Source organism: Amycolatopsis sp. NPDC051372 (assembly GCF_040682095.1).
GTDB lineage: Bacteria > Actinomycetota > Actinomycetes > Mycobacteriales > Pseudonocardiaceae > Amycolatopsis.
Genome location: NZ_JBFBAF010000003.1, coordinates 62,664 through 85,437, shown reverse-complemented (window position 1 = coordinate 85,437; position 22,774 = coordinate 62,664). Strand labels below are relative to the sequence as shown.

The following is a 22,774-nucleotide window of genomic DNA, read 5'->3' as shown; positions in this document are numbered from 1 at the left end:
ACGCAACTTTGAGAGCTAGTCTCCCCGCCATGAGAGCCAACGGCATTGCCTACGACACCGGATTCCTCAAGAACGGGGCCACTTCCTGGGACGACTTCGACCCGGACGTCGTCCGGCGCGAGCTCACGATCATCCGCGACGAGCTGCACTGCACCGCCGTCCAGCTCGTCGGCGGCGTTCCCGAGCGGCTGGAGATCGCCGGCCGGCTCGCCGCCGAGCTGGGCCTGGAGGTGTGGTTCTCGCCGTACCCGCTGGACCTGACCGTCGACGGGTTGCACGAACTGTTCGCCGACTGCGCCGAACGCGCCGAGCGGATCCGCCGCACCGGGGCGGAGGTCGTGTTCGTCGCCGGGGCCGAGCTGTCCGTGATGGTCCAGGGCTTCGCCGACGGCGCCACGCTGGAGCAGCGCCTGGCCTGGCTGCTCGGCGACCCGGTCGACCGGCCCGCGCGCCTGGTGAAGGTGAGCGAACGCCTCAACGACTTCTTCCGCGAAGCCGTGCCCGCGATCCGCAAAACCTTCGGCGGCAAGGTCACCTACGCGGCCATCCAGTTCGAACGCGTCGACTGGGACCTGTTCGACTTCACGACGCTGGAGCTGATCCGCTCGGCCGCCGTCGCCGACGTGTTCCGCGAAGGCGTACGGACGTTGACACAACAGGACAAACCCGTGGTCATCACGGGGTTCGGCACGGCCACTTGGCGCGGCGCCGGTGACGTCGCGCCGCGCAGCATGGAGATCGTCGAGAACGACGAGCACGGCCGGCCGATCCGGCTGAAAGCCGTCTACGAACGCGACGAGCCCGGCCAAGCCCGGTACCTGACCGAGCTCCTGGAGATCTTCGAAGAAGAAGGCGTGGACAGCGCGTTCGTCTACCTATTCGCCCTGCGCACACACCCGCACCGACCCGACGGCGACCCGCGCGACGACCTCGACCTCGCGGGCGGCGGCATCGTCAAGGTGCTCGAAGGCCGCAGCGGCACGACGTACCCGGGCCTGCCGTGGGAACCCAAGGCGGCTTTCCACGCCGTCGCCGAGCGTTACCGCATCCAGCGCTAGTTTCCCGGCCGGGTGCCGCCTTAACCGGCGGTACCCGGGCAGCGGCTCTTCACGAAGCCGCTCACTCTCGAACCGGTACGCACCACCGCCTTCAGCCGTGGCACCGTCGCCCACGTCTTCACGGCGCGCGAGGCTAGTTGAGGTTCTCGTTCAGCGCGATGATCGCCACGTTCAGCGCCGTCGCGTAGACGATCCAGAAGAAGTACGGCAGCAGCAGCGCCGCGGCCAGGTGCGAGCGGCGGTAGAACAGCCCGATCGTCATCAGCGTGGTGAAGCCGAGCAGGATGATGTCCACGCAGGCCAGCCGCGTGGAGCCGCCCGCGAAGAACAGCGGTGTCCACAGCAGGTTGAACAGCAGGCTGACGCCGTACATGGCGAAGCCCTGCGTCTCGCCGTCTGTGCGCCAGTAGACCCAGCCGGCGAACGCGAGCAGCACGTACAGGAGTGTCCACACGGGACCGAACAGTTTCGCCGGTGGTGCCCAGTCCGGCAGGATCAGCCGCGCGTACGTCTCGGGCGCCGACGTGGCCGCGAGCGAACCCACGATGGCGACCACGGCGACCAGCACGAAGAACACCACGAGCACGACCCAGGGGTTGCGTCTGTGCGTGGGCGTGGTCACGTTCCCTCCCCGTCACGCCGCCTCGGCGGTACCTGGCTGAACCGCCGTGATCGGCAGGTTACCAATCCGACCAGAGGTAGGCGGGGACCAAACGGACGTTTACCAGGTTTCGCGACCGTCCCCGCCGTGACTGTGGTCGGATTGGCTACGAGCAGCACAGTGGAGCACCGCGGCCTGCGCGCGCGACGTCGGCCGCCGGCAATGCTCGGGGATTTGCGAGACTGGACGGGTGAGCACTGGCACCGAGCAGTCCAAGGTTTGGTTCGAACGCGCGAAGGCGGCCGTCCCGGGCGGGGTGAACTCGCCGGTGCGGGCGTTCAACTCGGTCGGCGGCACCCCGCGTTTCATGGTCCGCGGCGAGGGCCCCCACCTGTGGGACGCCGACGGCAATCGCTACGTCGACCTCGTCTCGTCCTGGGGCCCGATGATCCTCGGGCACGCCCACCCGCAGGTGGTCGAGGCCGCGCGCGCGGCCGCCACGAGCGGGCTGTCGTTCGGCACGCCGACGATCGGCGAGGTCGAATTGGCCGAGGAGATCATCGGCCGGGTCGAGCCCGTCGAGCAGGTGCGCCTGGTCAACTCCGGCACCGAGGCGACGATGAGCGCGATCCGCCTCGCCCGCGGGTTCACCGGCCGCGCGAAGATCGTGAAGTTCGCCGGGTGTTACCACGGTCACGTCGACGCGCTGCTGGCCCAGGCCGGCTCCGGTGTCGCGACGCTCGGACTGCCGACCTCGCCCGGCGTCACGGGCGCGCAGGCCGCCGACACGATCGTCCTGCCCTACAACGACCTCGACGCCGTGCGGAAGTCCTTTGTGGAGAACGAGGGCGAGATCGCGGCGGTGATCACGGAGGCGGCCGCGGGCAACATGGGCGCGATCGCCCCGGATGCCGGGTTCAACGCGGGCCTCGCGGAGATCGCCCACGAGCACGGCGCGCTGCTGATCATGGACGAGGTCATGACGGGCTTCCGCGTCTCGCGCGCCGGCTGGTTCGGCCTCGAAGGCGTGGCCGGTGACCTCTACACCTTCGGCAAGGTCATGTCGGGCGGGCTGCCGGCCGCCGCGTTCGGCGGTCGCGCCGACGTGATGGCCAAGCTCGCGCCGGGCGGTCCCGTCTACCAGGCGGGCACGCTGTCGGGGAACCCCGTCGCGGTCGCCGCGGGCCTCGCGACGCTGCGAGCGGCCGACGACTCGGTCTACGCGGCGCTCGACGCCAACGCGAAGCGGCTCGGCGGCCTCTTCGACGCGGCGCTGACGGAAGCGGGCGTCGCGCACAACGTGCAGTACGCCGGCAACCTCGTGAGCGTCTTCTTCGGCGACGGCGCCGTCCGCGACTACGCGGGCGCGCAGGCCACCGAGACCTGGCGCTTCCCGGCCTTCTTCCACGCGCTGCTCGACGCCGGCGTGTACGCGCCACCAAGCGCGTACGAGGCGTGGTTCGTGAACGCCGCGATGGACGACGACGCGTTCGGCGTGATCGAGGCGGCGCTGCCGGCCGCCGCCCGCGCCGCGGCCGAGGCGGTCAAGCCGTGACCACTGTCGTCCACCTCCTGCGTCACGGCGAAGTCCACAACCCCGACAAGATCCTCTACGGCCGCCTGCCGAACTTCCGGCTGTCCGACCGCGGGCAGCGCCAGGCGCTCACCGTCGCGGAAGCCGTGGCCGGCCACGACCTCGCGCACGTCGTCGCGTCGCCGCTGCAGCGCGCCCAGGAGACGGCGGCGCCGATCGCGGCCGCCCACCGCCTCGACATCGCGACCGACGAGGGCCTGATCGAAGCGGGCAACGTCTTCGAGGGCCAGCGCGTGGCCGTCGGCGACGGGGCACTGCGTCAGCCCAAAGCGTGGCCGCACCTGGTCAACCCGTTCCGCCCGTCGTGGGGCGAGCCGTACGTCGAGATCGCGCACCGGATGCTCGGCGCGGTGTACCGCGCCCGCGAGCAGGCCGAGGGGCGCGAGGCGCTGTGCGTGTCGCACCAGCTGCCGATCTGGACGCTGCGCCGGTTCCTCGAGGCCAAGCGCCTGTGGCACGACCCGCGCAACCGCCAGTGCTCGCTGGCCTCGCTGACGTCGCTGGTCTTCGACGGCGAGGCCCTCGTGGACATCGTTTACAGCGAGCCCGCGGGCACCACGGACCCGAAGGTGACGGGCGCATGAAGCGGGCGATCGGCGCTCTGCTGGCCGCCGCGTTGCTGGTGGCCGGTTGCTCCACGGGCAAGGACGCCGTTGTCTCCGGCGGCACCTTCACCTTTGTCTCGCCCGGCGGGCAGATCGACATCACCTACCCGCTCGACAAGCGCCAGACGGCCCCGGTACTGGCCGGCGACGACCTGATGAACGAGGGCAAGCAGCTTTCGCTCAACGACTTCGCGGGCAAACCGGTGGCGATCAACCTGTGGGGCCAGTGGTGCGGGCCGTGCCGCGTCGAGACGCCGGAACTGGAGCAGGCGGCCAAGCAGCTCCAGCCGCTCGGCGCCGGGATCATCGGCCTCGACGTCCGCGACCCGGCCCGCGATGTCGCCCAGGACTTCGTCCGCGACCGCAACGTCACGTACCCGTCGATCTGGGACCCGTCCGGCCGCGTTCTCCTGCAGCTCCAGGGCTATCCGCGCAACATCATCCCGTCGACGATCGTGCTGGACAAGCAGCACCGCGTGGCCGCGGTGTTCCTGCGGCCGATCCTGGCCTCGGACCTTTTGCCGGTGATGCAACGGCTGGCCGCGGAGAAATAACGCGTCCGGCCCAGCCGGTCACGAGTGGGACCTTGGTCCCCTTCGGGCTGTGGCGTACGTCCTGTGAGTTGCCCCCGCCCGTCTTACGCGAAGCTCACTGCCTACTCTCAAGTGCGTGAACTCCGTGTCCGAGCTGGCGATCTCCGGACCGCTGCTGCTCGCCGCGGGCGTGGCGTTGCTGGCCGGCGCGATCTCGTTCGCGTCGCCCTGCGTGGTACCGCTGGTGCCCGGGTACCTGGCGTACCTGGCGGCGCTGGTGGGAGCCGACGCGCCGGCGGTGAGCGTCAACGAGGAACGCAAGAAGGGTCGCTACGCCGTGCTCGGCGCCGCGGGTCTGTTCGTGCTCGGGTTCACCGTTGTGTTCGTCGCGACGCTCGGCACGCTCGTCTGGCTCGCCGACACCCTGCTGATCAACCAGGACCTGCTGCAGCGCATCGGCGGCGTGCTCACGATCGCGATGGCGCTGGTGTTCCTCGGCTGGATCCCGGGTCTGCAGCGAGAGGTCCGCTCGCACCGGGTGCCGGGCGGCGGGATCTGGGGCGCGCCGCTGCTGGGTGCGGTGTTCGGCCTCGGCTGGACCCCGTGCATCGGCCCGACGCTCTCGGCTGTCACGAGCCTCGCGAGCGCCACGGGCGGGGCGGCCGCGCGCGGCTACCTGCTGGTGCTCGTCTACTGCCTGGGCCTCGGCCTGCCGTTCCTGCTGATCGCGCTCGGCGCCCGCTGGGCCGTGCGCGCCACCGACTGGCTGCGCCGCAACGGCCGCCGCGTGCAGCTCATCGGCGGCGGGCTGCTGATGGTCGTCGGCATCCTGCTCGTCACCGGACTCTGGGGAGACGTCATGGGCTGGCTCCGCAACTCCGTCGCCTCGAACCTGGTGCTGCCACTGTGACGACCACCGAAGCGCCCCCCGCCAACCCGCAGCGCCCGTACAAGCCTTCGGCCGGCAAGCAGCTGCTCGCCTTCCTGCGCAACACCTGGCGCGGCCTCACGTCGATGCGCACCGCGCTCGTGCTGCTGTTCCTGCTGGCGCTCGCCGCGCTGCCCGGCGCGCTGCTGCCGCAGAACCGGCTCAACGCGGCCAAGGTCGACGAGTACATCTCGGCCCACGGCTGGTGGGGCACCCTGCTCGACAAGCTGGAGTTCTACGACGTCTACTCCAGCGTCTGGTTCTCGGCGATCTACCTGCTGCTGATGATCTCGCTCATCGGCTGCCTCACGCCGCGCAGCTGGGACTACGTCAAGCAGATGCGCGCGAAGCCCGTGCTGACGCCGCGCAACCTGGCGCGGATGCCGCACCACCGCATCGTCCGCACCTCGCGCACGCCCGAGTCGATCCGCGAAGACGTGCGCAAGCAGCTGTCCGGCTGGCGCAAGATCGAGCGGGATGAAGACGGCGGCTACAGCATCTCCGCCGAACGCGGCTACCTGCGCGAGACCGGCAACCTGCTCTTCCACTTCGGCATGCTCGGCCTGATCATCTTCTTCGCCCTCGGCAAGCTCTACAGCTACGAGGGCCAGGTCATCGTGCAGGCCGACGGCAGCCAGTTCTGCAACTCCGGCATCTACAACTACGACTCGTTCGAGGCCGGCCTGCGCATCGACGGCACCGACCTCGACGCGTTCTGCGTGAAGGTCAACGACTTCACCGCGAACTACACGCCCGCCGGTGAGGCCGACTACTACCACTCGAACATCCAGTACCAGTCGGGTGCCGACCTCACCACGAACACCTGGCGGCCGTACAACCTGCAGGTCAACGACCCGCTGCGCACTGTCGGCGACCGCGTCTACCTGCTCGGCAACGGCTACTCGCCCCAGTTCACCGTGACTTTCCCGAACGGCGAGAAGCGCACGCAGAACACGCAGTGGCGGCCCACCGACACGACCACGATGCTTTCGCAGGGCGCCACCAAGTTCGACCAGCCGGGCGTGACCGACGAGATCCAGCGCCGCACCAAGCAGCTCGCGATCACCGGGGTGCTGGCGCCGACGTCGTTCGTCCACGAGGGGATCCTCACCTCCACTGCGCCCGAGCTGAACAACCCGATGGTCGCCGTCGACGTGCTGCGCGGCGACCTCGGCCTCGACGCGGGCCGCGGGCAGTCGGTGTTCGAGGTCGACCAGGGCCTCGTGGCCGACGGCCGCCTCAAGCGTGTGGCGCGGCAGAACCTGGCCATCGGCCAGTCGGTCACGCTCGACGACGGCACCAAGGTGCGCTTCGACGGCGTGAACAAGTGGGTGAACCTGCAGATCTCCCACGACCCCACGCAGGTGTACGTGCTCGGCTTCGCGATCGTGATGTTCGTGGGCCTGGGCGGATCGCTGCTGGTCAAGCGGCGGCGGGTGTGGGTGCGGGTGCGCCCAGGTGACGACGGACACGCGGGTACCGTGATCGAGGTCGCCGGGCTGGCGCGCACCGACCAGGCAGGGTACGGCGAAGAGTTCCAGCGGATCAGCGAACGGCTGGTCACGGGCCGGAAAGGCAGCTGAGGCATGCAGATCAACGAGACGTTGTCGCAGTACAGCGACTGGTTCTACACCACCACGGTGGCGATCTACGTCCTCGCGCTCCTGCTCTCGCTGTTCGAGCAGGCCTTCGGCGCGAAGGGCCGCCGCGCCCACGAGCGCAGCGCGCAGAAGTCGCTGGTCGGCGCCGGCGGGCCGGTGATCGAGGACGCCGACAACCCGGCCGAGCCCGATGCCCCGCGCGAGGTCGGCCGCGCCGAGCGCATCGGTCGCATGGGGGCCTCTCTGCTGGTGCTGGGCGCGCTGCTGCAGCTCACCGCGATCGTGCTGCGCGGGCTCGCCGTGCACCGCGCGCCGTGGGGCAACATGTACGAGTACGGCATGGCGGTCACCTTCATCACGGTGGTCGCGTGGCTGATCGTGATCCGGAAGTTCCCGGTGCGCCACCTCACGGGCTTCCTGCTGCTGCCCGTCGTGATCCTGATGTTCATCAACGGCACGCTGCTCTACACGGTGGCCGCGCCGGTCGTGCCCGCGCTGCAGTCCTACTGGCTCTACATCCACGTGTCGGCCGCGATCATCGGCTCCGGCGTGTTCCTCGTGCCCGGCGTGGCGAGCGTGCTCTACCTGTTCCGCACCGCGTACGACAGCAACCCGGCCAAGTTCCCCGGCTTCGGCCCGAAGCTCCCGGCCGCCGACGTGCTCGACCGCATCGCCTACCGCGCCACGATCGTGGCCTTCCCCATCTTCACCTTCGGCGTGCTGTGCGGCGCGGTGTGGGCCGAAGCCGCGTGGGGCCGGTTCTGGGGCTGGGACCCGAAGGAGACCGTCGCCTTCATCGCGTGGGTCGTTTACGCCGCATACCTGCACTCCCGCGCCACCGCGGGGTGGCGCGGCACGCGGGCGGCCGTGATCAACATCGTCGGCTTCGCGGTGACGATCTTCAACCTGTTCTTCGTCAACCTGGTGACTGCCGGACTGCACTCCTACGCAGGGGTGAACTGACCGGGGGTCCACGCGGTTCGTAACACTCCACCCGACTACCGTCGATACCTGGAGGATCCAGCAGGCGGTGCGATCGGGAGGTTGGCAGCGGTGACCGGACCCAGCGAAGAGGCGGCCACCCGGACGGAGTCCGGCGGTGTTCCAGGGCAGCCCGAGCAGGCTCAGGCACAGCCCGAACCCACTCCGGAACCGGCGGCCGAACTGTTCTCCGACGAACGTACGGACTCGACGCCGCACCCGTCCGCGGACGCGTACGAGGCCCAGCCGACTCAGGTCGTGGCCTCGCCCAACCCGAACTCGGGCCCGCACGCCGTGCCGGGTCAGCCTGTTGCTCAGGCGGGCCAGCCGGCACAGCCCGGCCAGGTTCCGCCCGGGTATGCGCAGCAGCAGTACGACCAGAACCTCCCGCCGCTGCAGCCGCAGCAGCAGTACCCGCCCGCGGGTTACCCGCAGCAGCAACCGCCGTCGCAGCAGCAGCCTTCGGGCCTGCCGCAGCCGGGCGGCCGGCACTCGGCCGTGCCCGACGACCTGACCACCGCGCACCTGGTGAAGCAGGCGAAGCGCACGCCGCAGTCCGGCTGGCGCAAGGCGCTGTACGTGGGCACCGGCAAGCTGCTCAACCCCGGCGAAAGTCCGGCCGACACGCGCCGGCGCGAGCTGATCGCGCGCGTGAATCAGCCGCTGCGCGGGTGCTACAAGATCGCGATGCTCTCGCTCAAGGGCGGCGTCGGCAAGACCACCACCACGACGACGCTGGGCTCGACCTTCGCGTCGCTGCGCGGCGACCGTGTGGTGGCCGTGGACGCGAACCCGGACCGCGGCACGCTGTCGCAGAAGATCGCGATCGAGACCACGGCGACCGTGCGGCACCTGCTGCGCGACGCCGAGAAGATCACCCGCTACAGCGACGTCCGCTCGTACACCTCACAGGGCTCCAGCCGGCTGGAGATCCTCGCCAGCGAGCAGGACCCGGCCGTGTCGGAGGCCTTCTCCGAGACCGACTACCGGCGCACGGTCAACCTGCTGGAGCACTTCTACAACATCGTGCTCACCGACTGCGGCACCGGCTTGATGCACTCGGCGATGAAGGGCGTGCTCGACGTCGCCGACTCGCTCGTGGTCGTCTCGTCGGGCTCTGTCGACGGCGCCCGCAGCGCCTCGGCCACGCTCGACTGGCTCGAGGCCCACGGCTACGGCGACCTGGTGAAGCGCTCGGTCGTGGTCATCAACTCCGTGCGCCCCAAGGGCAGCTCGGTCGACCTCGACAAGCTCTCGGCTCACTTCGGCGCCAAGGTCCGCGCCGTGTGCCGCATCCCGTTCGACGCGCACCTCGAGGAGGGCGCGGAGATCGAGCTGGAACGCCTCGGCGGCGACACGCGTCTGGCGCTGCTGGAGCTGGCGGCGACCGTGGCCGATGGCTTCGGGGCGCAGCAGTACCGCTGACACTTGATGGATGAACGGCGCCCCGGGCCTGCCTGACCTGGGGCGCTTCTTTACGTTCCGGCGGTCACGCGTCCGGGTCGTCGGTGGGCCGCTTGCGCTGTTGCTCGCCGAGCTTGCGCAGGAAGTCGGGGTCGTCGTCGGGGGCGAGGGTCGGCCGCCGGTCCGGCACGCCGATGCGTTGCGCCCCGAAGGCCCGCCACAACAGAACGGCGATGGTGATGGCGCCCACCGCTGCGAGCAGAGCGATCATGCCCGGTCCTTCCGTCGTGCAAGGCCTTGCCGACTCCCCACATTACCAATCCGGCCAAAAGTAGGTGGGTACGCAACGGAGGGGCGCCCTGTCTGGCAACCGTTCCCGCCGTGGCTGTGGTCGGGTTGGTCACCGGAAGCACAGTAGCCCGAAATCTCCTCGGCGGCCCGGAGCGAGGTCACGACGGCACGACCGCGGTTCGTGGACCGGGTACGACGAAGGGTCGTGACCGGTAAGAGGTGCGGGAAGTCACCTCTTACCACTCACGACCCTCTCGTCGCGGTGGTTCAGGCCTTGCGGGCCGGTTCGCTCGCGTCGGTGGTGAGCTCGGCGAGGAGCTCGTTCACCTCGGACTCGCGGAACCTGCGGTGCCCGCCCGGGGTCCGGATCGAGCCGATCCGGCCGGCCGTGGCCCACCGGGTGACCGTCTTCGGGTCCACCCGGAACAAGGCGGCCACCTCACCCGGAGTGAGCAACCTTCCGCCCATCGTCGCGGTCATTTTCCGCCTCCTTAACGACCTACTTGCTATACCGGAGGCATCGGGCCTTTCGCCCGTCGCGCCGGGGTAGCCAACGCGGCAATCGTGGCACTTCACCCGTCGGGTACTCGAACGGTTGTCCTTGAGTAAAGAGCCCTTAAAGTGCAAAAGGGACATAACCTCTGACGTCCTCCCGTGTGTGAAGTCCTTGTTCAAATGGCTCTGACCAGGAGGTTTTCTTCTGCGGAGCGGCGACCTCAGGTAAAGACGCGCTAAAGGGGCATCGCGGGCGATAGCGGCCATCGGCGACGTTGTGACGCAGTAGACACTCTGTGGCGTTGATCGGGGCGCCTTACCTTCCCTGCGGCCGGCGCGGGCCGCGAAGCATAATGAGCCCGTGGATCAGCTGGACCGGAAGATCATCGCGGCGTTGCGGGTCAACGGCCGGGCCACCTACGCCGACCTCGGCCGCTCCGTCGGTTTATCGGCCTCGTCGGTGCACGAACGAGTCGGCAAGCTCGAGGCCGCGGGGGTGATCACCGGCTACCACGCGATGGTGGACCCGGGCACCGTCGGCCTGGGGGTCACGGCGCTGGTGGGCATCCACCCGACGGACACCGCCACCGACGAGGACGTGGCCACCGCGCTCGGCGAGCTCGCCGAGGTGGAGAGCTGCTACGCCGTGGCCGGCGACGAGGCGTTCGTGGTGAAGGTGCGCGTGTCGACCGTCGACGAGCTGGAGCACACCCTCGGGCGGCTGCGGCGCATCCCGGGCGTCGGGCGCACCAACACGACGGTGGTGCTCTCGACGCGCTTCGAGGGCCGTCCGAACAACGCGGGCCTGGACGAAGAGGCCGAGAACAAGGCGTAGCCTCCCTTGATGTGAGCGAATCGCCGGAACACGAATCGCCGGAACACCTGCCCCGTGACCTGACGCTGTACCTGGTCGCGCGCTTCGCACTGGTGGCCGTGGTCGCCTTGGTGCTGTCGCTGGTCGGGGTGCCGCTGCTGGTGTCCCTCCTCATCGGGCTCGTCGTGGGCCTGCCGCTGGGTCTGCTGCTCTTCCGCAAGCTCAACGCGCGCGTGACGGCCGGGCTGGCCAAGCGCAACGAGTCGCGGGCTCGCGCGCGGGCCGCGCTACGCGCCCAGCTGCGCGGTGACCTCCCGGCGAACCCGGGCGACGAGGCCGCGTGAGCAGGCTCCACAACCGCGCCTGGGTGCGTGAGGCCGTCCGCATCATCGAGGCCGACGCGAACCGCAGCGCCGACACCCACCTGCACGTGTTCCCGCTGCCCCAGGAATGGGGCGTCGACCTCTACCTGAAGGACGAGTCCGTGCACCCCACGGGCTCACTCAAGCACCGGCTCGCCCGGTCGCTGCTGCTCTACGGCCTGGTCAACGGCCAGATCGGCCCGGACACCACGCTCATCGAGGCCTCCAGCGGCTCGACGGCGGTGTCCGAGGCGTACTTCGCGCGCATGCTGGGGCTCAAGTTCGTGACCGTGGTGCCGCGGCGCACGAGCAAGGAGAAGATCGCCCTCATCGAGTTCTACGGCGGCGAGTGCCACTACGTCGACCGCGCCCCGGACATGTACCCGGAGGCCGAACGCCTCGCCGCCGAGTGCGGAGGGCACTACCTCGACCAGTTCACCTACGCCGAGCGCGCGACCGACTGGCGTGGCAACAACAACATCGCGGAATCGGTGTTCGCGCAGATGCGCGCCGAGCGGCATCCGGTGCCGTCGTGGATCGTGGTCGGCGCCGGGACGGGCGGCACGAGCGCGACGTTCGGGCGGTATGTGCGGTACAAGCGCCACACGACCAAGATCGCCGTGGTGGACCCGGAGAACTCATCGTTCTTCAGTGCCTGGGAGACCGGGGCGCTGGACTACTCGACGGGGATGCCGTCGCGGATCGAGGGGATCGGCCGGCCGCGGGTGGAGCCGTCGTTCGTGCCCGGGGTGATCGACGAGATGTTCTCGGTGCCGGATGCCGGGTCGCTTGCCGCCATCCGGTTGTTGCGCGATCACACGGGGCACTGGGCGGGTGGGTCCACGGGGACGAACCTGTACGGCGCGTTTTTGCTGATCTCGCGGATGATCGCCGAGGGACAGGCCGGGTCTGTCGTCACGTTGTTGTGTGACGGTGGGGATCGGTATGCGAACACGTACTACTCGGATGAGTGGTTGGCGGAGCAGGACCTCGACATCGCGCCGTATCGGGCGAAGTTCGATGAGTTTCTGCTGACCGGTCGGTTTGAGGGGTAGGCCTTGTAGGTCCTTGTGGTCCTCGCAGGGCGTGTTGCGCTGGGAGAGCACCCCGAAGCTGGATTGTGTTGACGGAGGCTTCGGATCGGGGTGCCGGGGCGGGTCTGGGTGCTGGGTTTGGTTGGGTGGGTCTGTTGCGTTGAGTGGGGGGCGGTGTGTCGCCTGGGTGTGGTCAGAGGCTGAGTGCGAGGGCGCTGAGGACTGCCCAGGCGAGCATGGCCAGGCCCGTGTCGCGGAGGGCGGGGATGAGTTCGCGGCCGACCTTGCCGCTGCCGACTGCGCGGACGGACTTGAGCAGCATGGGGGCCGTGACCAGGGCGATGAGTTGCAGTGGGTGCCAGATGCCGAGGACCACCGTGAGCACGTAGGGCACCGTCACCAGTGCGAGGTACAGGCGGCGGGTGCCGGTGTCGCCGAGGCGGGTGGCGAGGGTGCGTTTGCCCGACTCGATGTCGGTGGGGATGTCGCGGAGGTTGTTGGCCGTCAGCACGGCCGTGGAGAAGCAGCCGACCGCGACGGCGCAGCCCAAGCCGGCCCAGCTGACGCGCCCGGCCTGCACGTAGAGGGTGCCCAGGACGCCGGCGAGGCCGAAGAACACGAAGACGGCGATCTCGCCGAAGCCGTAGTAGCCGTAGGGCTTCTTGCCGCCTGTGTAGAACCACGCGCCGAGGATGCAGACGCCACCCATGATCAGCAGCCACCAGAAGCCGGTGAGGGCCACGAGCAGCAGGCCAAGGACGCCGGCCAGGCCAAGACACACCAGCGCCGCCGCGAGGACGGCCTTCGGGGCGGCTGTGCCGGAGCCGACGAGTCGCAGCGGGCCGACGCGGTTCTCGTCGGTGCCGCGCACGCCGTCGGAGTAGTCGTTGGCGTAGTTCACGCCGATGATCAGAGCGAGCGCGACCAGCAGCGCGAGCACCGAACGCCACCACGAGAACGCGTCCAGCGCGATCGCCGCCCCGACGCCCGCGACCACCGGCGCGATCGCGTTGGGCAGCGTCCGCGGGCGGGCGCCTTCGATCCACTCACTCACTGTCGCCATGGTCGTTATTCAACGCCATGCGATCTTCACCCGATCAGGAACCCGTGACCTGCCACGTGAGGGTCCCGCTGCTGTTCGGCTCGTCGGCCGACGCGGCGCCCGCGCCGATGAGCAACCCCACCGCAAGAGTCACGACCGCCACGGCAGCCTTCGTCCACCTCGTCATACCCCGAGGCAACCGTGATCACTGGCACCCTGTCAACGATGCGGCGGGATTTCACGCCGTCAGTCGGGCGAACAGGGCTTTGACGGCTGCCCGGTCGATCTTCCCGGGGCCACGCAACGGCAGTTCGGCCGTGAACTCGACCTGCTTCGGCGCCGCCGCGGCACCCAGTTCCTCGCGGACCACGGCTCGGAGCGTTTCGCCCGCGACCGGTCCCTCCGCGACCACCAACGCGACCACTGCTTCACCCCATTGAGGGTCCGGGATCCCGACCACGCAGACGTCGCGCACGCCCTTGATCGCACCGAGCACCCGCTCCACCGACCCCGCCGACACCTTCACACCGCCGGTGTTGATCACGTCGTCCGCGCGGCCGAGGACCTCGACGCGGCCGTCGTCGAGCAGCCGCCCACGGTCGGACGTGCGGAACCAGCCGTCCTGGAACGACTCCTCGGTGAGCGATGGTGCGAGCCGGTAGCCGTGGGCCAGCACCGGCCCGGAGATCCGCAGCCGCTCATCGGCATCCGGCTCCACGCGCACCCCGTCGAGCGGCACCCCGTCGTAGACACAGCCACTCGCGGTCTCGCTCATGCCGTACGCGGGGACGATACGCACGCCGGCCTCGACAGCCCGCGTACGCAGCTTCGCCGACGTCGCCGCAGCGCCCAGCACGATCCCGTCGAACGCGCGGGCCGCGGACAGCCCGGCCCCGCCGTCGTCGAGCAGCCGGACGAGCTGCGTCGGCACCAGCGCCGTGTACCGCGGCCCGTCCTCGGCCAGCACCGGCGCGGCGGCCGCGGCGAACTCGTCCGGCCGGAAGCCCGCCCCGGTCAGGACCGCGGCTTTCGTGCCCGCCAGCCGCGCGCGGACCAGCACCTGCAGGCCGCCGATGTAGTGCGCCGGCGTGGCGAGCAGCCAGTGGCCCGCCCCGCCGAGCCGCGCGTGCGTGGCGGTGGCCGACGACGTCAGCGCCCCCGGCGAGAGCAGCACGCCCTTCGGCGCGCCCGTCGACCCGGACGTGGCGATGATCACGGCCGTGTCCGGTTCGGCCGGGGTGTCCGGCGCCATGGCCTCGAGCACGCCGGGCGCGGCCGGGTCGGCCGAAGACAGCGGCAGCACGGCCTCGCCGCCGTCCAGCGCCGCCGCCACGGCCGTGTCCAGGGTGGACACCGCTTCGGCGCTCCCGTCGAGCCACACCACACGCACGAGGTCTCCCGGTGGATCAGTAGTAGTACGGGACGTCGGACCAATCCGGGTCCCGCTTCTGCAGGAACGCGTCGCGGCCTTCCACGGCTTCGTCCTGCATGTACGCCAGCCGCGTGGTCTCGCCGGCGAAGAGCTGCTGGCCGACGAGGCCGTCGTCGATCGCGTTGAACGCGTACTTCAGCATGCGCTGCGCCGTCGGGGATTTGCCGACGATGGCCCAGCCCCACTCCAGCGCCACCTTCTCCAGATCGGCGTGGGGGACGACCTCGTTCACCGCGCCCATGTGGTGCATCTGCTCGGCGGTGTAGTCGCGGCCGAGGAAGAAGATCTCGCGGGCGAACTTCTGCCCGACCTGGCGGGCCAGGTAGGCGGAGCCGTAGCCGGCGTCGAACGAGCCGACGTCGGCGTCGGTCTGCTTGAAGCGCGCGTGCTCGGCGGAGGCGAGCGTGAGATCGCACACGACGTGCAGCGAGTGCCCACCGCCCGCGGCCCAGCCGGGAACGACCGCGACCACCGGTTTCGGCATGAACCGGATCAAGCGCTGGACCTCGAGGATGTGCAGCCGGCCGGCGCGAGCGGGGTCGACCGTGTCGGAGGTCTCCCCGCTTGCGTACTGATACCCGGAGCGTCCGCGAATACGCTGGTCACCGCCGGAACAGAACGCCCAGCCGCCGTCCTTGGGCGACGGCCCGTTGCCGGTGAGCAGGACGCAGCCGACGTCGGAGCTCATCCGGGCGTGGTCGAGGGCGCGGTAGAGCTCGTCGACCGTGTGCGGGCGGAAGGCGTTGCGGACCTCCGGACGGTCGAACGCGACGCGGACCACCCGTTTGCCGGAGCGGCTCTCGGCAGAGCGGTGGTAGGTGATGTCGGTGAAGGCGAAACCTTCGACCTCGGTCCACGCGGCGGGGTCGAACAGCTCGGAAACTAGGGCGTCATCCACGTTTGGGAGAATAGGACCTGTGGACATCTCTGCTGTGCCTGATGCCGCCTCCGCAGGAGGTAGCGCGTCTGTGGGCGACCTACCCGGAGCCTGCCGGTGAACCCCTCCACCGCGCAGGCCAGGGTCATCGTCGACGAACTGGTCCGCAACACCGTGTCCCACGTAGTCCTCTGCCCGGGCTCGCGTAACGCACCGCTGTCGATCGCGCTCTACGACGCGGCCGCGGCCGGGCGCCTCAAGCTCCACGTGCGCATCGACGAGCGTGGTGCCGCGTTCCTCGCGCTCGGCATCGCCGCCCGCACGGGCCGGCCGTCGGCGGTGGTCTGCACCTCCGGCACGGCGGCCGCGAACTTCCACCCGGCCGTACTCGAGGCCGACCGCGCGGGCGTGCCGCTGATCGTGCTCACGGCCGACCGCCCGCCCGAGTTGCGTTCCGCCGGTGCCAGCCAGGTGATCGACCAGTACCAGCTCTACGGCGACGCCGTGCGCTACTTCGACGAGCTGGCCGTCGCCGAGCGGCGCGCCGGCCAGAACTCCTACTGGCGCAGCCAGATCTGCCGCGCGTGGAACGCCGCCTACGGCGAGTGGCGCAGCGGCCCGGTGCACCTGAACATCCCGTTCCGTGAGCCGCTGGTGCCGGACCTCGACGACAGTGCCGGCGCCGGCGAGTGGTACGAGTCCACCGAAGGCCGCGCCGACGGCGAACGCTGGACCGAGCTCCCCGACTTCGGTGCCCTGCCGTCCTTTGTGGTGCCCTCGGCCCGCCACGGCCTCGTGATCGCGTGCGACACCGGCGTGCAGGCGGCCAGCGAGTGGGCCGAGCAGCACGGCTGGCCGGTGGTTTCGGAGACCGGTGGTTTGGGCCTGTCCGGCTCCACGGCCATCTCGTCGGGCGCGTGGCTGCTGGGCGTCGAGGAGTTCATCTCGCGGCACAAGCCGGAGCAGGTCCTGTGCCTCGGCCGGCCGACGGTGTTCCGGCAGGTCCAGAAGGTGCTCTCGGACCCCGCGGTGGAAGTTCTGCTGGTCCGCCCCGACTCCGACTGGCCCGCGCCGGCGCACAACGTCCGCCAGGTCGGCCAGTGGTTCGCCGAGCCCACGAAGCCCGCGGACCCGGAGTGGCTCGCCGGCTGGCAACGCGCCGACGCGGCTGCTGCCGCGGCCGTTTCTCGCGCTCTGGCCGAGGAGCCCTGGCCCAGCGGGTTGAGCGTCGCTTCGGAGCTGGTGGACGCCCTGCCGCAGGGTGCCCTTCTGGTGGTGGGTTCCTCGAACCCGACCCGCGATGTCGCCCTGGCCGGGACCCTGCGTCCCGACGTGCTCGTCCACCGCAACCGCGGCGTCGCGGGCATCGACGGCACGGTCTCCACGGCCATCGGTGCGGCCACCGTGCACCGCGCGCCTTCGTACGCTTTGCTGGGCGATCTGACTTTCTTGCACGACGCTTCCGGCCTGCTGACCGGCCCCGCCGAGCAACGTCCGGACCTCACCATCGTCGTCCTCAACGACGACGGTGGCGGGATCTTCTCGCTGCTGGAGCAGGGCGCACCCGAGCACGCGGACAGCTTCGAGCGAGTGTTCGGCACTCCCCACGGCGCCGATCTGGGCGCGTTGTGCGCGGGCTACCGGGTGCCACACGTGGTGGCCACTTCGGTGTCGGAGTTCCGCGCTGCGTTGAAGCCCGCGCCAGGCCTGCGGGTCGTCGAGGTGCGCGTGGACCGCTCGCGCCACCGCGACCTGCACGCCCGCCTTCGCAAGGCCGTGGCCTCGGCCGTCGGCAACGGCTGAGGTTCAATCCAGCGCGGTCCGCCACGCGTCCTCATGAGCGTCGAGGTAGTCGGCGGTCGCGAGCCAGTACGGGCCGTCCTCACGCCAGATGCGCGACCACGGCTGCACTGGGGCGTTCGCCCGCAGGAAGCCGTGCATCGCGCGGGCGCGGCGGCCGAGCGCGTCCGGGAGCTCGGCTCGTTGGCACTCGTCGAGGCCGTAGCCGTCGGTGAACGCGCGCAGGCGGGCGGCGGACTCCGCGACCGGCCGGTCGGCGCGCAGGTCCGCCGCGGTCTGCGCGGTGTAGGCGAGGTCCCACACCGTCGACGCCGGCGCCGTGCAGTCCCAGTCGATCAGCACCCACCCACGCTCGGCGCGCACGATGTTCCACGGCGCGACGTCGTTGTGGCACACGAGTTCTTCGCGGTCCGGCGGGATGAGCCGCTGCCAGGCCGCGTCCGGCGGCGGCGCGAAATCCGCCAACGCCTGGTGCAGCTCGGCCAGAGTCCGGCCGAGGTCGTGCAAGTCGCCGGGGGAGTACGGACCGCCCACCTCGCCCGGCACGAACTCCAGCACCTGCCGGCCGCGCTCGTCGCGCCCGAGTGGCCTCGGCGCCGCGCGGAACCCGACCGAACGCAGGTGCGCCAGCACCGCGTCCACGGCCTCGGTCCACGGCCCGGCCGGGCGCCGGACCGTGTCACCGACGCGGACGAGGCCGCTCGTCACGTTCCCGACCAGTGGTTCTTCCATCACACGATCGAGAATCGCCGCCTCGTCAAGCGATTACCTCTCGCAGTCCCAGCGGGTAAGAACCTCCCAACGGACGTACCTCGCAACTCGAACTCTGGCTACGTTCGAGCGCGTTGATCACCGTCTGGGAGGAAACGCCATGCGTGGAAGAGGTCGGGCCGGGCTCGGGTTGGTCGCGGCGGGAGTGGTGTCGGTGCTGGTTGCGGGGGTGGCGTCGGCCGCGCCGCAGCCGGGGGCGCCGGGGGTGGGTGATCCGTACTACCCCAACGCCGGCAACGGCGGCACCGACGTCCTGCACTACGACATCCGCCTGACCTACCAGCCGGACACCGACCGGCTGGCGGGCACGACGACCCTGCTGCTCACCGCGACGCAGGATCTGTCGCGGTTCGACCTCGACTTCGCGCTCAAGGCCAAGAGCGTGCTGGTCGGCAACGAGGCCGCGACCTTCGCCAACCAGAACGGCAACGGCGAGCTCGTCATCACCCCCGTGCACCCGCTGCTCAAGGGCCAGACCACCACCGTCGTCGTCGCCTACGACGACACGCCGTCCACCGAGGCCGTCGACGGGCTGCACGGCTGGAAGCACGGCGCGTTCGGCGCGCTGGGCGTCGATGAGCCGCAGAGCGCGCAGTGGTGGTTCCCCTCGAACGACCACCCCACGGACAAGGCCACCTACGACGTCAGCATCGAGGCGCCGGACGGTAACGCGGCCATCACGAACGGGACCCTCGTGCGCAAGACCCAGTCGCGCGCCGGCTGGACGCGGTGGAACTGGCGCAGCACGAAGCCGCAGGCCACCTACCTGACGTCGTTCGTCGTGGGCAAGTACGAGGTGAACCAGTCGACGACGCCGGACGGCAAGCCGTTCATCACCGCGTACGGCTCCGACCTCGGCGACTCCCTCTACGCGGCCAAGGCGAGTGTCGAGCGGACGCCGGAGATCGACGCGTTCCTGGTCACGCAGTTCGGGCCGTTCCCGTTCGAGGCCGAGGGCGGCGTGGTCACCAGCGGCATCACGTTCTCGCTCGAGAACCAGACCCGCCCCACCTACGGCCTGAAGAACTTCCTCAACGGCTCCAACACCACCCTCATCGCCCACGAAAACGCCCACCAGTGGTTCGGCGACAACGTCTCGCTCGGCAAGTGGAGCGACATCTGGCTCAACGAGGGCTTCGCGTCCTACGCCGAGTACCTCTGGTCCGAGCACGAGGGCGAGGGCACCACGGCCGAGCTCGCCCAGTACGCCTACGACTCCTACGCCGCCGACGACGCGTTCTGGCAGGTCCTGCCCGGCGACCCGGGCGAGGAGAACCAGTTCGACGGCGCCGTCTACGACCGCGGCGCGATGGCCCTGCAGGCCCTGCGCACCACCGTCGGCGACGACGCGTTCTTCGCCATCCTGCAGAAGTGGCAGGCGACGAAGGCCGGTGGCCACGGCGTGATCCCGGAGTTCGAGGCGCTGGCGGAGCAGGTGTCGGGCAAGCCGTTGCAGGCGTTGTTCCAGACGTGGCTGTACGCGTTGGGCAAGCCGGCCGTCGGTCCGAACGGTGCTGCCGCTCGGGCTGTGCGGGCGGGCCACGCTCTGGTCAAGCCGAAGTCCTACGACCAGATCCGGGCCAACCACCGCATGCTCGCCGCCGCAGGGGAACGGTGAGGCACTACTGTGCCGATCGTTACCAATCCGACCACAGTCACGGCCGAATGGCTTCGTAGCAACGGTTACGTGCCGAGTGGGGGTCGGCCTACTTTTGGCCGGATTGGTAACCTCGCGATGTGACGGTCAGGCGTGAGCGGGCGAGGCGCATCGGATGGTTCGCCGTCCTCGGTGCCGCCTCGCTCCTCACCGTGATGTGCGTGAGCCTGCTCTTCGCGGCGATCCGCAACGACAACGCCATCGAGTCCCACCTCGGCACGGCCACGGCCACCGTCGAGTCCGTGAACTTCGACCGCACGATCATCCAGTTCCAGAGCCCGGACGGCATCGTCCACAGCCCGGCCAACGGCGTCCTCTACCCGTCCGGCCTCCTGGCGGGCCAGCTCGTGGCCATCGAGTACGACGTCACGAACCCCGACCGCACCGCCCGCGTCGCCGGCCGCACCGCGACGCTCACCCTCCTGCCCCTGGGCACGACGATCCTGTTCACCTGGCTGGTCGCGGGTCCGCTGATGTGGTGGCTGCGCCGTCTGATCAAGCGCGACCGGGCCGCTCGGGCGGCGGCCGAGGTGCCGGAGGTCCCGGTCGCCTGACCCGTGGTTCGTCTTGGCCTGCGGCGCCGACCCTCTCGCTGCGTGCCTCGGTTGCTGCGACGTGGTTGTGGCGGCTCCGCCGAGGCGCGCCGTGTTGGCTTCGTGTTCACCCGGCGCCGGATTCGCGGCGACGTGACCGCTGTGCGGCCTGATCGAGCGCAGTGCTCAGGCGACCGAAACCCGGCCGCCTGAGCGCCGGATCAGGTCGTGGCGACCGTCGCCGTCTCCTGCCACCAGCTCAGGACCTCGTCCGCGACCCCCGGGGCGGCCACCAGAAGGCCGTCCGTCGGCAGCGTCGTGTCCTCGCCGTGCTTGTCCAGCACCACCGCGCCGGCTTCGATGGCCATGGCGACGGAGCCCGCGACGTCCCATTCGTGGTAGCTGTGCAGCACCGCGGCGGCCGCGTGGCCGAGCGCGACCTGCGCGATCGACAGCGCGGCCGAGCCCAGCACCCGCACGCCCGCGTGGGCGGCCGCCGCGCGCTCGATGAAGCCGCCCATCCCCGGCCACGGCCCCTTGCGCGCGAGCTCGGTGCAGACGATGGCGCCGGCCGTCACCCGACGGTCGACGAGCTGGATGGGTTTGCCGTTGGCGCGGGCGCCGCGGCCGCGGGCGGCGGCGTAGATCTGGGCGCGGTACGGGTCGGCGACCACCCCCACCACCGGCCCGGACGCGTCGATCAGCGCGAGGCTGTAGGCGCACCACGGCACGCCGGCGACGTAGTTGGCGGTGCCGTCGACGGAGTCCACCACCCAGCGGTACTCGGCCACGTCGGCGCCGTGGTCGGCGCCGAACTCGTGGCCGACCACGGGTATGCCGGGGAACTCGGCCGTCAGCACCCGGCGGGTGTGGCGCTCGAGGATGCGGTCGGTGTCGGTGACCCAGTCGAACGGGGAGTCCAGGGTCGAGGGGTGGGCTCCGCGGCCCGCCGTCGCGGTGATCACGTCGGTGGCGTCGTTGGCCAGCCGGCCGGCCACCTCGAGAGCCCTCGAGAGCAGCCCCGGCTCCACGGGCTGCGACGGCCTGGAGGACAAGAGGGTCATGCCTGCTTAGTCTGGGCCGTCCTGGTTTCCGGGACACGACCTTGAGGTGACATGTCGTGGCGAATCTGTCGACGGACTGTGTTCGGAAGCCAACGCTTCGGAGTGTTCGAACACCGTTGGCCCGTCGGTCACGAAGGATTGGTCCGGGTCGCGCACGCCGGTGCGACAGTGGCCGGGTGCGAGTCGCCATAGTCACCGAAAGTTTCCTGCCCCAGGTGAACGGCGTGACGAACTCTGTGCTGCGGGTCGTCGAGCACCTGGTCGACCGCGCCCACGACGTGCTCGTGGTGGCGCCGGGACCGGGGCCCGAGTCCTACCGCGGCGCACCGGTCGTCCGCATCCCCGCGCTGGACATGCCCGGCGTGCACTCCCTGCCGATCGGCCTGCCGACGCGCACCGTGCTGACGGCGCTCAGCGGCTTCCGCCCGGACGTGGTGCACCTGGCCTCGCCCTTCGTGGTGGGCGCGCGCGGCCTGGCCGCGGCGCGCCGCCTGCGGGTGCCGTCGATCGCCGTCTACCAGACCGACATCGCGGGTTTCGCCACGTCGTACGGCTTCGGCATCGGCGCGCGCGCCGCCTGGCGCTGGGTGCGCCGCGTGCACTCGCGCGCCGACCGGACGCTCGCCCCGTCGTCGGACTCCGTCGAGCAGCTGCGGCTGCACGGCGTGCCCCGCGTGCACCGCTGGGCGCGCGGCGTGGACATCGACCGCTTCTCGCCGTCGCACGCCGACCCCGCGCTGCGGGCCGAGCTGGCGCCCAACGGCGAGCTGCTCGTCGGCTTCGTCGGCCGGCTGGCGCCGGAGAAGGAAGTCGACCGGCTGGTGTCACTGGCCGGCGTGCCCGGCATCCGCGTGGTCGTGGTCGGTGACGGCCCCGAGCTGCCCTCCCTGCGCGAACGCCTCCCCGGCGCCGCCTTCCTCGGCGCGAAGTACGGTGACGAGCTGTCGGTCGCGTACGCGAGCCTCGACGTGTTCGTCCACACGGGACCGCACGAGACGTTCTGCCAGGCCGTGCAGGAAGCCATGGCCTCCGGCCTGCCGGTGCTCGCCCCCGACGCCGGCGGCCCGAAGGACTTGGTGTTGCCCGGCCGCACGGGGTACCTGCTGCCCGCCGACCGCGACGAGTTCGGCCGCGCGCTTGTCGAGCGCATCGACGACCTGCGCGACGCCGCCCTGCGGGCGCGGCTGGGGGAGAAGGCCCGCAAGGTCGTGCTGGGCCGGACGTGGCCCGCGGTGTGCCGGGAGCTGGTGGGTCACTACGAGGCCGTGCAGGACCGGGCCGCGCGCGCGGCCTGAGT

Annotated in this window: 24 protein-coding genes; 15 read left to right on the top strand and 9 right to left on the bottom strand. The window is 70.5% G+C overall.

Features of this window, described 5'->3' with window-relative positions; all coding sequences use genetic code 11:
• Positions 1-29 precede the first annotated feature (29 nt).
• A complete protein-coding gene (locus AB0M56_RS05980) occupies positions 30-1,058 on the top strand; it encodes a hypothetical protein (protein WP_364171520.1) in 1,029 nt (342 codons plus the stop codon).
• A 133-nt stretch (positions 1,059-1,191) separates the two neighbouring features.
• Here AB0M56_RS05980 and AB0M56_RS05975 read toward each other — a convergent pair whose 3' ends face one another.
• Positions 1,192-1,680, bottom strand: a complete 489-nt coding sequence (locus tag AB0M56_RS05975; RefSeq protein WP_364171518.1) for a TspO/MBR family protein — start codon at positions 1,678-1,680, stop codon at positions 1,192-1,194.
• Between the two features lie 229 nt (positions 1,681-1,909).
• On the opposite strand from AB0M56_RS05975, the gene hemL reads away from it, so the two are divergent.
• The 7 genes from hemL to AB0M56_RS05940 all read left to right on the top strand — a co-directional run bounded on the left by hemL (position 1,910) and on the right by AB0M56_RS05940 (position 9,326).
• Positions 1,910-3,214: a glutamate-1-semialdehyde 2,1-aminomutase gene (gene hemL, locus AB0M56_RS05970; RefSeq protein WP_364171516.1), complete on the top strand. Its 1,305-nt coding sequence runs from the start codon at positions 1,910-1,912 to the stop codon at positions 3,212-3,214.
• Complete coding sequence (locus AB0M56_RS05965) at positions 3,211-3,837, top strand: histidine phosphatase family protein (protein ID WP_220245956.1); 627 nt, start codon at positions 3,211-3,213, stop codon at positions 3,835-3,837. The genes hemL and AB0M56_RS05965 overlap by 4 nt, the downstream gene beginning before the upstream one ends.
• Entirely contained in the window at positions 3,834-4,412 is a 579-nt protein-coding gene (locus AB0M56_RS05960) for a TlpA disulfide reductase family protein (protein WP_364171514.1), read from the top strand. The genes AB0M56_RS05965 and AB0M56_RS05960 overlap by 4 nt, the downstream gene beginning before the upstream one ends.
• Positions 4,413-4,527: 115 nt before the next feature.
• Positions 4,528-5,301: a cytochrome c biogenesis CcdA family protein gene (locus AB0M56_RS05955; RefSeq protein WP_364171512.1), complete on the top strand. Its 774-nt coding sequence runs from the start codon at positions 4,528-4,530 to the stop codon at positions 5,299-5,301.
• Entirely contained in the window at positions 5,298-6,902 is a 1,605-nt protein-coding gene (locus AB0M56_RS05950; protein ID WP_364171510.1) for a cytochrome c biogenesis protein ResB, read from the top strand. The genes AB0M56_RS05955 and AB0M56_RS05950 overlap by 4 nt, the downstream gene beginning before the upstream one ends.
• A gap of 3 nt (positions 6,903-6,905) precedes the next feature.
• Positions 6,906-7,883, top strand: coding sequence for a c-type cytochrome biogenesis protein CcsB (gene ccsB, locus AB0M56_RS05945; protein WP_364171508.1), 978 nt, complete (start codon positions 6,906-6,908; stop codon positions 7,881-7,883).
• Positions 7,884-7,973: 90 nt separating this feature from the next.
• Positions 7,974-9,326: an AAA family ATPase gene (locus AB0M56_RS05940; RefSeq protein ID WP_364171506.1), complete on the top strand. Its 1,353-nt coding sequence runs from the start codon at positions 7,974-7,976 to the stop codon at positions 9,324-9,326.
• Between the two features lie 64 nt (positions 9,327-9,390).
• Here the strand turns inward: AB0M56_RS05940 and AB0M56_RS05935 are convergent, their stop codons facing one another.
• On the bottom strand, positions 9,391-9,576 hold the full coding sequence (locus tag AB0M56_RS05935; protein WP_220245962.1) for a hypothetical protein: 186 nt from the start codon (positions 9,574-9,576) through the stop codon (positions 9,391-9,393).
• A 287-nt stretch (positions 9,577-9,863) separates the two neighbouring features.
• On the bottom strand, positions 9,864-10,076 hold the full coding sequence (locus tag AB0M56_RS05930) for a BldC family transcriptional regulator (protein ID WP_072474890.1): 213 nt from the start codon (positions 10,074-10,076) through the stop codon (positions 9,864-9,866).
• Positions 10,077-10,452: 376 nt separating this feature from the next.
• Between AB0M56_RS05930 and AB0M56_RS05925 the strand changes: the two genes are divergently transcribed.
• From AB0M56_RS05925 to AB0M56_RS05915, 3 genes are read left to right on the top strand one after another with little or no spacing between them, the layout of a single operon-like run.
• Complete coding sequence (locus tag AB0M56_RS05925; protein WP_220245963.1) at positions 10,453-10,926, top strand: Lrp/AsnC family transcriptional regulator; 474 nt, start codon at positions 10,453-10,455, stop codon at positions 10,924-10,926.
• An 11-nt stretch (positions 10,927-10,937) separates the two neighbouring features.
• Positions 10,938-11,249 (top strand): DUF4229 domain-containing protein, encoded by a 312-nt coding sequence (locus AB0M56_RS05920; protein ID WP_364171503.1) that lies wholly within the window; start codon positions 10,938-10,940, stop codon positions 11,247-11,249.
• A complete protein-coding gene (locus AB0M56_RS05915) occupies positions 11,246-12,322 on the top strand; it encodes a PLP-dependent cysteine synthase family protein (RefSeq protein ID WP_364171501.1) in 1,077 nt (358 codons plus the stop codon). The genes AB0M56_RS05920 and AB0M56_RS05915 overlap by 4 nt, the downstream gene beginning before the upstream one ends.
• Positions 12,323-12,494: 172 nt before the next feature.
• Here AB0M56_RS05915 and AB0M56_RS05910 read toward each other — a convergent pair whose 3' ends face one another.
• From AB0M56_RS05910 to AB0M56_RS05895, 4 genes are read right to left on the bottom strand one after another with little or no spacing between them, the layout of a single operon-like run.
• A complete protein-coding gene (locus AB0M56_RS05910; RefSeq protein ID WP_364171499.1) occupies positions 12,495-13,364 on the bottom strand; it encodes a 1,4-dihydroxy-2-naphthoate polyprenyltransferase in 870 nt (289 codons plus the stop codon).
• A gap of 34 nt (positions 13,365-13,398) precedes the next feature.
• Positions 13,399-13,530, bottom strand: a complete 132-nt coding sequence (locus tag AB0M56_RS05905) for a hypothetical protein (RefSeq protein WP_285970766.1) — start codon at positions 13,528-13,530, stop codon at positions 13,399-13,401.
• Between the two features lie 51 nt (positions 13,531-13,581).
• On the bottom strand, positions 13,582-14,733 hold the full coding sequence (gene menE, locus AB0M56_RS05900) for an o-succinylbenzoate--CoA ligase (RefSeq protein ID WP_364171496.1): 1,152 nt from the start codon (positions 14,731-14,733) through the stop codon (positions 13,582-13,584).
• A 16-nt stretch (positions 14,734-14,749) separates the two neighbouring features.
• A complete protein-coding gene (locus AB0M56_RS05895; protein ID WP_364171495.1) occupies positions 14,750-15,673 on the bottom strand; it encodes a 1,4-dihydroxy-2-naphthoyl-CoA synthase in 924 nt (307 codons plus the stop codon).
• Positions 15,674-15,769: 96 nt separating this feature from the next.
• Here AB0M56_RS05895 and menD point away from each other — a divergent pair, with 96 nt between their 5' ends.
• On the top strand, positions 15,770-17,455 hold the full coding sequence (menD, locus tag AB0M56_RS05890) for a 2-succinyl-5-enolpyruvyl-6-hydroxy-3-cyclohexene-1-carboxylic-acid synthase (protein WP_364171493.1): 1,686 nt from the start codon (positions 15,770-15,772) through the stop codon (positions 17,453-17,455).
• 3 nt (positions 17,456-17,458) lie between these two features.
• Here menD and AB0M56_RS05885 read toward each other — a convergent pair whose 3' ends face one another.
• A complete protein-coding gene (locus AB0M56_RS05885; protein WP_364171491.1) occupies positions 17,459-18,184 on the bottom strand; it encodes a phosphotransferase in 726 nt (241 codons plus the stop codon).
• Positions 18,185-18,323: 139 nt separating this feature from the next.
• Here AB0M56_RS05885 and AB0M56_RS05880 point away from each other — a divergent pair, with 139 nt between their 5' ends.
• Both AB0M56_RS05880 and AB0M56_RS05875 read left to right on the top strand, forming a co-directional pair.
• Positions 18,324-19,841 carry a M1 family metallopeptidase gene (locus AB0M56_RS05880; protein ID WP_364171489.1) on the top strand — a complete coding sequence of 506 codons (1,518 nt, stop codon included), beginning with the start codon at positions 18,324-18,326 and terminating at the stop codon, positions 19,839-19,841.
• Between the two features lie 119 nt (positions 19,842-19,960).
• Positions 19,961-20,434, top strand: coding sequence for a DUF3592 domain-containing protein (locus AB0M56_RS05875; RefSeq protein ID WP_364171487.1), 474 nt, complete (start codon positions 19,961-19,963; stop codon positions 20,432-20,434).
• A gap of 200 nt (positions 20,435-20,634) precedes the next feature.
• Here AB0M56_RS05875 and AB0M56_RS05870 read toward each other — a convergent pair whose 3' ends face one another.
• Positions 20,635-21,477 carry an inositol monophosphatase gene (locus tag AB0M56_RS05870; protein WP_220245973.1) on the bottom strand — a complete coding sequence of 281 codons (843 nt, stop codon included), beginning with the start codon at positions 21,475-21,477 and terminating at the stop codon, positions 20,635-20,637.
• A 224-nt stretch (positions 21,478-21,701) separates the two neighbouring features.
• Between AB0M56_RS05870 and AB0M56_RS05865 the strand changes: the two genes are divergently transcribed.
• Complete coding sequence (locus AB0M56_RS05865) at positions 21,702-22,772, top strand: glycosyltransferase family 1 protein (protein ID WP_364171485.1); 1,071 nt, start codon at positions 21,702-21,704, stop codon at positions 22,770-22,772.
• Positions 22,773-22,774 lie beyond the last annotated feature (2 nt).

Bases quoted from the DNA above. Each gene is read 5' to 3' on its own strand.
- AB0M56_RS05910 (WP_364171499.1), bottom strand. From the start codon at position 13,364: ATGGCGACAGTGAGTGAGTGGATCGAAGGCGCCCGCCCGCGGACGCTG.
- AB0M56_RS05960 (WP_364171514.1), top strand. From the start codon at position 3,834: ATGAAGCGGGCGATCGGCGCTCTGCTGGCCGCCGCGTTGCTGGTGGCC.
- AB0M56_RS05935 (WP_220245962.1), bottom strand. From the start codon at position 9,576: ATGATCGCTCTGCTCGCAGCGGTGGGCGCCATCACCATCGCCGTTCTG.
- AB0M56_RS05880 (WP_364171489.1), top strand. From the start codon at position 18,324: ATGCGTGGAAGAGGTCGGGCCGGGCTCGGGTTGGTCGCGGCGGGAGTG.
- AB0M56_RS05905 (WP_285970766.1), bottom strand. From the start codon at position 13,530: ATGACGAGGTGGACGAAGGCTGCCGTGGCGGTCGTGACTCTTGCGGTG.
- AB0M56_RS05980 (WP_364171520.1), top strand. From the start codon at position 30: ATGAGAGCCAACGGCATTGCCTACGACACCGGATTCCTCAAGAACGGG.
- AB0M56_RS05930 (WP_072474890.1), bottom strand. From the start codon at position 10,076: ATGACCGCGACGATGGGCGGAAGGTTGCTCACTCCGGGTGAGGTGGCC.
- AB0M56_RS05870 (WP_220245973.1), bottom strand. From the start codon at position 21,477: ATGACCCTCTTGTCCTCCAGGCCGTCGCAGCCCGTGGAGCCGGGGCTG.
- ccsB (WP_364171508.1), top strand. From the start codon at position 6,906: ATGCAGATCAACGAGACGTTGTCGCAGTACAGCGACTGGTTCTACACC.
- AB0M56_RS05885 (WP_364171491.1), bottom strand. From the start codon at position 18,184: ATGGAAGAACCACTGGTCGGGAACGTGACGAGCGGCCTCGTCCGCGTC.